Source organism: Bacteroides intestinalis (assembly GCF_003464595.1).
In the GTDB taxonomy this organism is placed as follows: Bacteria; Bacteroidota; Bacteroidia; order Bacteroidales; family Bacteroidaceae; genus Bacteroides; species Bacteroides intestinalis_A.
The window spans coordinates 151,997-164,989 of the sequence record NZ_QRZF01000012.1 but is presented as its reverse complement, the minus strand read 5'-3'; the positions used below and the strand labels follow the sequence as shown (position 1 = coordinate 164,989).

Annotated in this window: 7 protein-coding genes; all 7 read right to left on the bottom strand. The window is 40.4% G+C overall.

Going from position 1 to position 12,993, the window contains the following annotated elements; all coding sequences use genetic code 11:
- Positions 1–171 precede the first annotated feature (171 nt).
- Positions 172–1,176: a family 43 glycosylhydrolase gene (locus tag DWW10_RS16825; protein WP_022392408.1), complete on the bottom strand. Its 1,005-nt coding sequence runs from the start codon at positions 1,174–1,176 to the stop codon at positions 172–174.
- A 122-nt stretch (positions 1,177–1,298) separates the two neighbouring features.
- A complete protein-coding gene (locus DWW10_RS16820; RefSeq protein WP_022392409.1) occupies positions 1,299–3,350 on the bottom strand; it encodes a RagB/SusD family nutrient uptake outer membrane protein in 2,052 nt (683 codons plus the stop codon).
- Positions 3,351–3,372: 22 nt separating this feature from the next.
- Positions 3,373–6,621: a SusC/RagA family TonB-linked outer membrane protein gene (locus DWW10_RS16815; RefSeq protein WP_022392410.1), complete on the bottom strand. Its 3,249-nt coding sequence runs from the start codon at positions 6,619–6,621 to the stop codon at positions 3,373–3,375.
- A gap of 326 nt (positions 6,622–6,947) precedes the next feature.
- Positions 6,948–9,425 (bottom strand): glutaminase domain-containing protein, encoded by a 2,478-nt coding sequence (locus DWW10_RS16810; RefSeq protein ID WP_022392411.1) that lies wholly within the window; start codon positions 9,423–9,425, stop codon positions 6,948–6,950.
- A 33-nt stretch (positions 9,426–9,458) separates the two neighbouring features.
- Positions 9,459–10,433, bottom strand: coding sequence for a glycoside hydrolase family 43 protein (locus tag DWW10_RS16805; protein ID WP_118420706.1), 975 nt, complete (start codon positions 10,431–10,433; stop codon positions 9,459–9,461).
- A gap of 250 nt (positions 10,434–10,683) precedes the next feature.
- Entirely contained in the window at positions 10,684–11,529 is an 846-nt protein-coding gene (locus tag DWW10_RS16800) for an FAD:protein FMN transferase (protein ID WP_022392413.1), read from the bottom strand.
- A gap of 84 nt (positions 11,530–11,613) precedes the next feature.
- Positions 11,614–12,954, bottom strand: a complete 1,341-nt coding sequence (locus DWW10_RS16795; RefSeq protein WP_118420707.1) for a 3-keto-disaccharide hydrolase — start codon at positions 12,952–12,954, stop codon at positions 11,614–11,616.
- Positions 12,955–12,993: the final 39 nt, after the last annotated feature.

Below are 12,993 nucleotides of genomic sequence, written 5' to 3'. Positions count from 1 at the left end.
TGAAGTGTCAGTGAATAGTGTTGGGCGTCATTACCCGGAACTTTTAAGGAAATAGAGGTTGAAACATCTCCCAGAGAATGCTCCATAGCCCCTACATTTGTAATGCCCGCTAAAAGCATTACTCCAAAAAACAATCTCTTTAGTCTCATAATCGCATTTGTTTTATAGTTGTTAGAATACTGGTTTTTCTGCCTCTATTGATGGAGAAGTACCCTTTACAGATGGCCATCCATCTTTCCACTCAATCTTATCCATCAGCAACATACGTCCTTCAGGATTTTTTACGCTTACCGCATGATAGAAAAACCAATCATTACCGGCATTATCCGTCACAATCTCAGAATTATGGCCGGTGCCTACAAAAGCACTATTCTTATGAATCAGGATTTCATGTTTATTGTCGAGCATATTCCCGCCCTTTTTATCAACATAAGGGCCGAAAAGATTTTCCGAACGTCCTACTACTGTTGTATATGTGCTGTTCAATCCTTCACAGCAAGTACCTATTGAAGCAAAAAAGTAGTAATAACCATCCTTCTTATGAATATAAGTGCCTTCGTAGGCAGTTCCTGCCACTTTTTGGGGTGTAGCACCTTCTTTAAGGGAAAGTCCATCATCTGATAGCTCGATAGCATAAATGCCTCGGAAACTGCCCCAAAACAGATATTTTTGACCTCCTTCCTCTATATAGAAAGGATCAATAGAATTCTGCACATTGATTTCATTGCTACGGAACATTTTTCCATGATCCTTAAAAGGGCCTTCGGGCTTATCGGCAGTAGCACATCCGATGCCACAAGTCCACTCTCCTCCCCAAACGGACATGGAATAATAAAGCACGTATTTATCGCCTATTTTATTAATATCTGGAGCCCATAATCCTCCTTTGGGTTCAAAGTCCGGACGAGTATCATTTGTAAAAGCCGTACCTACATATTCCCAATCTACTAAATTCTTGGAACGATGAATAGGCAGATTACGAATATTTTCAGTAGCATATAAGTAGAAATAGTCGTCCTCTCCTCTGATAACAGAAGGATCAGGCAAACTGTAGTTTATAACCGGATTATGATATACATTCTTCGGTTGATCTTCCGGATCATCTTCCACCTTTGACGATGATGAAGAGCATGCCGTCAGGCAACATAAGGCCGATATTATAAGTAACTTTTTCATCAGAACAAACATTTATGATAAAAAGAAAATGGAGGTATATTTCTCACAGCGATTCACCATTCTGACTTTGCCGATCCTATATACCTCCAATATTCTTTTCGCACTACAGCGAAAGTGATTGATTAAATTTTATCTTCATCAGCTACAGCTTCTTCCCAAGTATTCCATATAGGAGTAGCAGGGTCGTATTCTGTATAACCTACATTCTGCCACAGCTTGGCATTTTTATTAGCCTCAATAGCATTATAAGGAATCGGCCAATAAATATTATGCTTACCCATAATGAAATTAATGTCTGTCTTAGTGGCATCAACACGAATCGTTACACCCTTGTTGTACATACCTTTGCGTACACAACGTTGGTACCAATAGCTACCGCCATCCAGATCTGTACCGGTTTGTTTGTCAAAAGTTTCCACATTATAGGTATTGCCCCATTCATCCGGTCTTCCACTGCGAGCCAAGCAGAGAGATACACGAGTCAACTCTACATTACGCCACTCTTCATAGAAAAGCTCACGCGCACGTTCGTCCATGATATCACCGATAGTCACATTGCCAGTATAGAGCTCAGAACATTGTGCACGTTTTCTGATGATATTCAGGTCATCCTTGATAGTCGGATCACTCGGATTAATGTAGAATTTAGCTTCAGCACGAAGTAAGTAAGCTTCTGCCAAACGATAGAGATACCAATCGGCAACACTACCATCGGTTGCTCCTTCAAGACCATTGTTTTTAATCAAACCTTGGTTGACTACATCATTCAGACAGAAGATGTAATGAGGCACATCATACCAGCGTCGAATTGTGTCGGAACACAATAATTGTCCCTTTGCGGTGATCAGCACAGGCTTTCCGTCTTTTACACCGTAGAAATCTCTATCGGAATAAAGCATAATGTTCTGTCCATAAAATTCAGAATCCACATTATTGCAACGCAAATCTTCCATATGCATCCAGTTTCCGCTTTCTGCACTATGACGCAAATCTGTTTCATCCATTTTACCGTTTACAGCCCACAATCCATCTTGATAGAAAGTACTGGTACGGAAAGTTGCAATACCACGTCCTAAGCCACGCATATAATCATACTCTACACGGTATTTACTATTAGTACGGTCAAGATTATACAACGCTTGTTTGCCGTCGGGCATCTTGATTCTACCATCAAAGAAGAAAGGATACATGATACGCATACTCAGCATCGGGATAAACGATTCGGCCGCCACACCACGGTTAGGCATACCCATAATAACTTCCTTGTTAGCAGTAATCAGTTTATTCTCCGGACGATGTAAATCCCAAATCACATTACGTGTAATAGGCCAGGAAGTAGGTTCACCACCTTCAAAGAAGGTACCAAAATTATTAGTCATCAATGAATAACCGGACTGATCAATCAGAATATCCAGCTGCTTCTTTGCATCCTCATATCTGCCAAGAGCCAGATATAGCTTGGAAAGCAACATACGGCAGGCTCCCTTATTCACCATACCAATATACTCCATATCCTTTTGTTCAGGTACCCACTGAACAGCAAATTCCATATCAAGTGCCATCTTTTCCAAGATTGCATCCCTATGAGTAGAATGGTAACTCAATTTAGGAGATGATGCTAATTTGGTAAGTAAAGGTACATGCCCATACTGGAATACTAATGCATAATATCGATAAGCACGATGGAAATAGGCACGACCAATATACTCTTTCTTCAACGTCTCATCCATAGGGACATCATCTATAAACGAAAGCAATGTATTAGCATTTCGAATGCCTTCATACCCTTGTCGCCAAAAGAAATATATGCTGTTTGTACGACCTAAGTTTTTTTCTGTACTTTGATCGCTATTCGAACGTAACATATTATCTACATTATCAAGGAATCCTGATTTATCAGTCGCAGCAGGTACCATCAAATCAGAGAAAGTGTATTCTGTAGCCAACGCCATCATCTCACGAGAATCTTCACTCACATAGTTTCTCTTCAGTTGACGATCGCAGATAGCCAACACAGACCTAAGACCATCTTCTGTAGTAAACACTTCACTAGGCTTGAACATGGCTTGCGGATCAGGTTCCAAAAAGCTCTCTTTACAACCGGTCAGCACCATTGAAGCTCCGGCCATCAGGATAAATCCCTTGCAAATAAATTTTTGAATATAGTTTTTCATATTTATTCTTGAGTTAAAAGATTTAGAATGTTAAGTTAAGTCCCAGTGTCCAAATACGAGAGGCATAATTACCTGTTTCCGGGTCACCATAATATTCCCAGTCCTTAGAGCCCCACACGGCAGCATTTCGAACTGTAGCATACACCTTAACACGTTCAATATCCACTCTCTTAGTCCACTGTCTGGGCAATGTATAACCGATTGAAATGTTTTCCAAACGAACAAAAGAACGGTTATAAAGTCTGCGGGCTCCCTTAGCACCTTCAGGACCTTGTGCTTCAATACGTGCATATTTATTGCTTGGATTATCTACTGTCCAATACTCTTTAGCTTCTTTATTCACTAAACGGTAAGTCATACCACCACCATCATCGTCATTGTTCAGATACATACTTTCCAAGCTCTTATGGCCCATACGAGAGTAAATATTGATGGACAATGTCAAATCTTTCCACAAAGTAAAGTCATTACGCAATGCCCAGGTTACGGGAGCTGCCGTTTGTCCTTGAAATACTTTATCATCATTATTATAAATAATCTTCTTCAAATTTCCATCGGCATCATACTCATCGTTAGCCGGATTGTTCCATACCTTTGGATCACCCGGAACCTGACCATATTTCTTTGCTTCATCCACTTCATCTTTCTGCCAAATACCGGTCACTTTATAATCCCAAATGGCACTGATAGGTCTGTCAATAAACCAACCGTTACCCACGTAATCAGCTTCTTTTTTCCCAATCACATTGCCTGAAGCATCCAATATATCTTCATAATCACCATATAGATGTTTAATGCGATTCTTATTGTATGAAAGACTGAATGTTGTGCTCCATTGGAAATTCTTATTATCAATGTTCAACGTGTTCAAAGCGATTTCAAAACCATTGTTATCAACTTGTCCCAAGTTGGTCGTGATACTCTCAAAACCTGTAAAGTTAGGCAAGCGCTGTCCCATAATCATATCCTTGGTACTCATGCGGTAATATTCCAACGTACCGGTTATGCGGTCATTCAAGAAACCAAAGTCCAAAGCAAAGTTCCAAGATTGTGTCTTTTCCCATTGCAGATTCGGATTCTCCATACGTTGAGCCATCAAGTAACGCATCAAGTATAAATCGCCAGAAGATGTAATATAACCCTGCATCTTTCCACCACCCGGATAGAGGTTAGCAAGAGCTTCATAAGGATTAGCAAGCGAACGGTTACCATTCTTACCGAAAGATACACGCAACTTACCAGTACTCATGATATGATTGTATGGCTGGAAGAACTTTTCATTAGAGAAAGTCCAAGCCAAACCACCAGAAGGGAAGTAAGCGTAAGGATTAGAAGAGCCGAAAGCCGAATAACCATCACGACGCATAGTGAAAGTAGCCATATAACGGTCATCATAAGAGTAGAATAAACGAGCCATCAAACCATCAGCAGTCTGATGTGTATCGTTACTTTCAAAACTACTAACCGACTTGTCACCATTTTGCGTATTATGGAATCCAAGTACATCAGACGGTAAGATGTTGCGAGCTTCAATACGGTCTTTCCAATATTGAAGTTCTTCCGCTTCCTGAGCCAAAGTCACAATAACATGATGCTTATCGGCAAACATTTTGTCCCAAGTGATGGTATTATTCAAAGACCAATCGAAACGTTTAGCTTGCTCACGATTTGCTCCACGGTCATTCGGATTAGAATTCGGTCGTTCGGCAGACATGAAGTAACGATCATGGAAATACTGCAAACGCGGAGCGGCATTGAATGTATAAGTAATGCCAAACGGCAATTTCAATTTCGCATTGAAAATCGTATTGAATGTAGTATATCCTTTCTGCAATTCCAAGAACTGTTTTTCATAATACCAGTTTGTCAGATTATTACGGTCATACTGGAACATCAATGGGTCTTGTACATAATTGCCCTCATCATCCTTAAACACAGCATAGGGACTGTTCTCCATGAAACCACCTTTATTCATACCGATTTCACCATCCGTACGGTCTTGAAAATTGATATTAGCGCCGATTTCAAACCAGTCTGTTACCTTTGCATTCAATTTAAAATTTGCACGAATAGCACGATAAGTATCGTCTACAAAAGCGCCCTCATTACGCAAGAAACCCAATGACATATAGTAGTCAATCTTCTCACCGGCACCACTGATACTGGCATTATAATCCTGATTGAAACCCAAACGAAATGCTTTGTCCTGCCAGTCCATTACTTTACCAGATAAAAGATTATCCATCAAAGCTGTATTAGGTCTAAAGCCCAAACGTCTTGCCCAAATGCTCAAATCTGATTCTCCTTCATCATTAGTAGTATAACCTCTCCATGCTTCCAAAGACACATCGTCAAGGTTGTTAGGATTGCGGAAGTAACCCGGCTTTGAAGTATATTCATTACCCGCTCTTGAATAAGCGGCATATTCACCGGTTTCTGCATTTACACCATACGTATTCTTTTCTTTCCAGTCTACATAATGTTGCAGATATGCTTCCGGACTCTGCCATCTGTCGCGATAAGCAGCCTTTTGAGTCAATCCGACACTGGCTGTAAAGTTAATTGTCGGCTTGCCTTGCTTACCCTTTTTCGTTGAGATGATGACAACACCATTCGCAGCACGTGCACCATAAACAGCAGCAGCAGAAGCATCCTTCAACACATCAATCTGTGCGATGTCATCCGGGTTAATTTCAGAAAGCTCACCATAAAAAAACATTCCATCAAGGATAAGTAACGGGTCATTGTGCCCACCATCGGTATAAACAGAACGCTGACCACGAATCTTCATTGAGCCACCACCTTTAGCACCGGCATCACCTTCACCATATCCTACTGTCAAACCTGGTGTACCGCGTAAGATATCCTGTACTGTCTTGGGGTTATCATTAGCTATCTTGTCCGGACGTACTTGTACTACGGACCCCGTAAGGTCTTTCTTACGCATCGAACCATAACCTACAACTACCACCTCTTCCAGAGCTTGGGAATCGTCTTTCAATACAACATTCAGAGGCTGTCCTTTATACTCCACTTCTTGGGTCACCATACCAATATAAGAAATTACAAGTGTAGCACCCTTTGGCCCATTTATCGAGAAGTTACCATCGATATCGGTAATGGTACCTGTAGAAGTTCCCTTTACCTTAATATTCACACCCAACAAAGGTTCCTTATTAACATCCGTTACAGAACCCTTTATTACAACATTCTGAGAATGTGCTGCAAGTGCAAACACGCAAAAAAATAAAAATAAGATTTTCTTAGACATGTTTTATAGATATTAGATTAGAAATACTACGGAAGATGAATATTCCGTATTTTTTATTAATACAGTGTCTTGCAAGCAAATTTTTAGCTAGCAAATTAGATTAATCAAAAATTGTTTCTCTTTATACCATAGGCTTATTATTAGATTTAACATTAAACGAAATTTCTGTTTTTCACGAAGCAAAATTATCTCTTTACAAGAAATAACGATAGAACTATCTTTTCAAGAAATGCAATTATAAAGCCAAAATATGCCCCTACAGATATTTCTCGGCAAGATTATAATATATATTTTCTATATAGCGAAACTTTTGATAAAACTGCATACTATTTAGTATGCAGTTTCTCTTCAAGCATCTTAATGAAATATCCGCCCACCACCGAACGAGCTTGGAAGCCTCGTTGTTTCGGACTGTCTGTAAAGACCCAATCAGACATTGGAATACGGTCAACGGTCTCATTCATAAAGCTATAAACCGGATCAACAAAACTTTCAAAAGTAGCCTTATCCTTAGCCATAGTAGCAGTCCAGATAATCCAGTCAGTCTTGGTATATGTTTCACGACTGTCAAGCGGCAAACCATAACGATTTTGCTTGGTCAGATAGTATGCAATTTCCGTTTCAGCCACTTTCTCCGGGAATATCTGCCAATTCATCAGTTTATCCCATACTAAATTATACTTCTGACTCCAAGTACCTGCCTTGTCAAATGTCAGACGGTAGTGGTCGCCATCATCGGCCATCTCTACCCATTGGGCAGCCATTTCTTTTGCTTTATTTGTATATTTCTCAGCGACTTCAGTCTTTCCCAACATATTAGCCAAATAACCATAAGAAGCAACACCCAATATAGCTTTTATAGAAAGATTGGCATTGTGAGCAAAGTGTCCTGCAAAATCATCTGTACAGAGTTGATTTCCCGGGTCTTGACCATATTCCACCAGATAATCAGTCCAAGTGGTCAATGTAGCCCAGTGACGGTTTGCATAGTCCGCATTTCCCTCTATGGCAGCAATGGCAGCAGTCACCAACAGCATATTTCCACTTTCTTCCAAAGGCATATCACCACCGTATGTCTGTCCGTTAGCCAGCGGATATGTACCTACGTCATGGGCAGCAAACGGTTTAGTCCACTTACCACTTTCACTGTAGTAGAAAATATGATTAAGTAACCCTTTGGCCAATTCCGGATTGTAAAGTAAATATAAAGGAGACGAAGGATATGTAATATCAACAGTTCCAATAGAACCGTTACTGAAGTTTTCCTTAGAAAGGAACAATAATTCACCGTTCGGAGCTTCTACAAGTTTATGGGCAGCTATAGATTGACGATAAGCTAATGCACAAAGTTCAGCATACTTACAACCGCCCACTGCGGTAGCTTCTTCCATCAATTTCTTATCAAAAGCAGCACAATCTTTCATCAGTTTCTGATAGTCAACCGCAGCTTTCTGGAACTGAGATACAATCGTTTCTTTCCCAGAACGATTCCAATAAGGGCGCAAATTGTCACCGAAATATTGGATGGAATAAATATCATCATATCCCAGCATCAGATAACCATCAGCATTTTTTGTTTCACCTAACGAACATACCAAAGCCAGTTTATCATAACCATCAGTAGCCGGTGCATCTAATTTGTTCTCCAAAAAGCTCTTACGCAAAATCTTGCCATCACCGATACCATAAGTCGCATTATCCTTTTTACCAGCTAAATAAAAATAACCCCAGTCAATCCGGACATCATCCCCTCTCTTTTTCAGAATCTCCTGACTCTGGCTTCCGGTACGTAAAAGCAGCAAATCGCCTTCTTCAAAACTACCAGCTATAGATTTCTGATGAGGTACATCAACCGCCCATTGCGGAGAGGCTTCGAAATACAAATCCACCTGATGCTTTTTACCATCTCTAGAAGCAACTTCATACGAGAGATAATTAACCGGACGAGTCATTAAATCCAGATTATCCATAAACAAAGGAGCAGTAAAAGTCAGTTTCAAATCAACTGGCCCACAAATAAATGTATAATAGGTTTGCATAGCTTGTACATCTACCGAAGTTTGCTCGGCAGTCTGTTCAAAGCAATGATAGTTTTCCTGTTCAACCAATAGTCCAAAGTCCAGCAAGGCATTTCCCACACGATTGTAGCAATATGCAGCTATCAAGTTCTTCCCTTTCTTCAAAGAAGCGGCCACTTCATCCGAAAGCTTCACCTGGGCATGCTTCTTACAAGCATTACCCGTATCCACCACTTTGACACCATTGATATAAATAATTACGTCATCATCATGTGAATAATCAAGGTATACACTCCTACCAGCCAAATCTTCCTGAAGGTCTATAGTTCTGCGTACCCAAATATACTTTTCACTCCATTGCGTCTTGGCAGTATGCTCATTCTCCATGGTTCCAAAAGCAGCTTTGCCTTCTTTCCAGCGGCTATCATTAAAGTCCATATTCTGCCACCCTTCAGCCGGTTGTACCACTGTATATTTCGCTACCCAGTCTTCCTGCTCCGAATTGGGAACCACAGAATTCAATTCGAGTTCTTCCGCTCCCATGAAACGGTAAGTTTGTCCGTCTACTTTAGCTACGCCAATCAGAGGGAAGCTCTTGCCGGTCCAATGTTTCACTGCACCATCATACAAGTTATCTTGAAAAGCCCACGCACTTGTATAAGGGTCAATAGTAACCAACGGATAGGCAGGCGCACGCAATTCATTCTTCACATGCTGCTCAGATTGGGGTGAGGTACATCCCGCCAGGGCAGCAAATCCCAGCAATAGCGTCATCAATCGTTTCATAAAATCCAAAAGTTTATCTTAATTATTCATTAGTTACTTCACAACTACAGGTCGGATAACTGTTCCATGAATAGAGACTATCCCCTTATCCGACAGAGTAAGATCCTTGATATAGGAAGAACGAGGTTGTACCTTCTCTTCACTGGCATGAGCATGAAATATGTATTTATAGCTTCCGTCTTCGCAGATAAAAGGAGCACCATGGCCAGTACCCGACAACCTCGCAGTCTGATCCATATCTCTCCTGAGAATAGGATTTCCACTATATTTCTCCCAAGGTCCGAAAGGAGAATCCGAGGTGGCATAACCTACAGCATAATCCTTACTTTCAAAATGATTGGCTGAGTAAAGCAAATAATAAACTCCATTCTGCTTCAATATGGAAGGTCCCTCAGCTACAGTAGCTTGTTTACGCTCCCACTCATCCTGTGCTTCAATACATTTCGTCAATGTTTCCTCTTTCAAGCTTTTCAGATCAGAATTCATTTCCGCACACCAAATGACGTTTCCACCCGTGAAACGGACAAAATAGAGATATGCTTTACCATCGGAATCTATAAAAAGAGAAGGATCAATATTCTTTTCACTACCAAAGAGAGGCTGCTTCACATCCTGCACAAACGGTCCTTCAGGCGAATCGGAAGTAGCAACACAAACTTGCTCGTTTACTGTATAGAACATATAAAACTTCTTCAACGACTCTACATAATAAACTTCAGGAGCCCAATAGCCTTTATTTCCCCAAGAATCTTCGGGTGACAAAGCTAAATTGCGGTTCCGATGCCAATGTTTTAAATCGGTAGAAGTATAAACTTCGAATCCCCGGACATTTGTTCCATATGCATAATAGCAATCCTCATAAAAGAGTACATACGGGTCTGCTATAGGCAAACGTTCTTCCAGAACTTCAAAATCGTCATCTGTTGATGTAGAAGCAGACGGCTTTGTAGAATTTCCACAAGACGTCCATATAAAAAACAATAAGAAAAGTATTAAATGTGTTTTCATAAAATTGATGTTTTCATGGTGATACAAAAGTAGAGAATCGAAAACACACAAGATAACAGAAAAGATTCAACGTATGGAATAATTACGTCAATTGTATCTTAGGATGCCTCCTTGACTGGATAATTACTTTTTCTGACGCAATCCTTACTTTTCAGAGTATACATTTCTCTTCTTATTCCACCATTTTTGTTTGTCATGTCTTTTATACTATATAGAAATAGCATAATATATATCAAAGCGATGAAGGATTTTAAAGATCAAGAATCAAACGCGGACAGAATTCTACCTTCAAAAGTTCCCGCTGACGAGCATCAGCTACGAATAAGCTAGTCGACAACACCTCACCTACAGCTCCATTAGCTGTAACAACTGCTACTTCCCTTTTCCCCTCTATCAGTTTTCCACTCTGAGGATCGATAATATGTTTCCGCTCATGCGAATCATTACCCGAAGTTGTGAGACATTCATTTTTAAGAAATATTTCCGGCCATTCTTTTTCTTGCGCAATAGCACTTTGTCCGAAGTTAACCTTCCACCCATCAGCCAACGGATGATGACCCAAAGCCAATACAGAGCTATTCCCCATATTAACCAATGCATTCTCTACTTCATATTGTTGAAGTAACTCCCGTATCTTCTCCAAAGCATATCCTTTCAAAAAACCGGAAAGATTGATAGTCACTCCAGGCTGCAAGAAGAAGAGAGTATGTTCCTGAGGTGACAGTTGAATACTATGAATAGAATTACGTGTATAATTAGCCGAATGAATAGTAACATCGAAACATCCATCAGTTCGAGTGTAACATTCTACACAGAAAGCAAGCATATCATAAAGCTCCTTACTGACCGGTTGCGGTCCCGTGGCTGCTGTACGGTTCAAATATGCCAGTTCACTCTCTGCATCATAATAATTTGCCATCTTTTCCAAATGGCAAAGCATTTCATGGATAGCACCGACCACCAGCATCAAGGCCTCTTCGCCTTGCCTGCCGCACAGCACTATATCAACGCGTGTATGCATCGATGGAAACCAAGCATAAAGCAATCCACCGTGTAAAGACGAGAATTTATAAAGATGTTGAATAACATTCGGCATTTTCAAGTCTGTGTTTCTTAGAGAAAAAATGAAAAAGGCAAGCCACAATGCTGCAACTTGCCCTTTTCGAAGACATAATATTAATTACAATTCTTTGATCTTTACATTCTTAAACCAAACTTCATCTCCATGATCTTGCAAAAGGATATTTCCGGACTCATGATTTCCGAAATTAGGCCAATCTCTGTATTTACTATAAGCAACCAATGCATCCCACATTTCATTCTGGCGTGTGTATTCAATGAGCTTCACACCATTCAACCAATGTTCTACATGGTCACCTTTCACAACAATCATAGCTGTATTAAAGTCTTTCTTATTGAAAGGTTTGTTTGCCGGAGCAGGAATCAAATCGTAAAGCGAACCCAATTTACGGTTACCCTTTACGCCTAGCTTAGCATCCGGGTGCTTGTCATCATCAAGAATCTGGAACTCGCAACCGATAGCTGAACCGGCTCCCTTATTCATATCAGGACTAACAAAATACTTCACACCACTATTAGCACCTTCAGTAATCTTGAAATCTACTTTCAAAATAAAATTCTTGTACTTTTTAGTTGTTACGATATCACCACCGTTAGCAGATTCCGCACCACCGCTCTTCATTACTTTCAGGATGCCGTCTTCCATCTTCCAGCCCTTTTCCGGGAAAGAGTTCAATCGGGCTCCTCTCCAGCCTTCGGAAGTTTTTCCATCCCAAAGGAGTGCCCAACCTTCTTTGGCTTCGTTCGGAGAAATTGTATTAGGAATAACATTTATTTCCGGTGCTTTCTGAGCTGTCTGGTAACGTTCTACATCTGTAGTACAAATGCGGATATTCTTCCAGCTAACAGTCTTTCCTTCATCAGCAGCATTACCGATAGCATGTACTTGCAAAGCAATAAAGCCTACAGGAGTCATATCATCCCAAATATTAGCACAAGGTACTCCATTAATCCAGGTAGCAATAGAATTGCCTACAGCCTCAATACGAGCCTTGTTCCACTCATTATTTTTGAAAGCTGTTTTAGCTGCCGGATTCTGTGTCAAAGGATACAGCCAGTTACGTCGAGCCTCATCATAGATACCACCCGACCATGCACGCTTTGAAGGGTCTATTTCAAACTGATAGCCATGTACACGGCCCTTCTGATAGTCTTTCTTGCTTTCACTACGTACTTGTACGCCAGAATTCAATCCATCGTCTATCTTAAAATCAAATTCCAGGATAAAGTCACCATAGTTTTTCTTGGTAGCCAAGAAGGTATTAGGAGTATTCATCTTTGAAACGCCCACAATAGCGCCATCCACTACTTTGTATTCGGCTTTACCATTCAGCTTCTTCCAGCCACTCAGATTCTTTCCATTGAAAAGAGGCTCCCAGTTCTGTGCTGAAACCATAGAGGCACAAAACACAAACAGAAGCAACAAATAATTCTTTTTCATATTGATATCTCTTCTATTAATTATTTTAATATGATGCTA

Bases quoted from the DNA above. Each gene is read 5' to 3' on its own strand.
- DWW10_RS16805 (WP_118420706.1), bottom strand. From the start codon at position 10,433: ATGAAAACACATTTAATACTTTTCTTATTGTTTTTTATATGGACGTCT.
- DWW10_RS16815 (WP_022392410.1), bottom strand. From the start codon at position 6,621: ATGTCTAAGAAAATCTTATTTTTATTTTTTTGCGTGTTTGCACTTGCA.
- DWW10_RS16825 (WP_022392408.1), bottom strand. From the start codon at position 1,176: ATGAAAAAGTTACTTATAATATCGGCCTTATGTTGCCTGACGGCATGC.
- DWW10_RS16800 (WP_022392413.1), bottom strand. From the start codon at position 11,529: ATGCCGAATGTTATTCAACATCTTTATAAATTCTCGTCTTTACACGGT.
- DWW10_RS16810 (WP_022392411.1), bottom strand. From the start codon at position 9,425: ATGAAACGATTGATGACGCTATTGCTGGGATTTGCTGCCCTGGCGGGA.
- DWW10_RS16820 (WP_022392409.1), bottom strand. From the start codon at position 3,350: ATGAAAAACTATATTCAAAAATTTATTTGCAAGGGATTTATCCTGATG.
- DWW10_RS16795 (WP_118420707.1), bottom strand. From the start codon at position 12,954: ATGAAAAAGAATTATTTGTTGCTTCTGTTTGTGTTTTGTGCCTCTATG.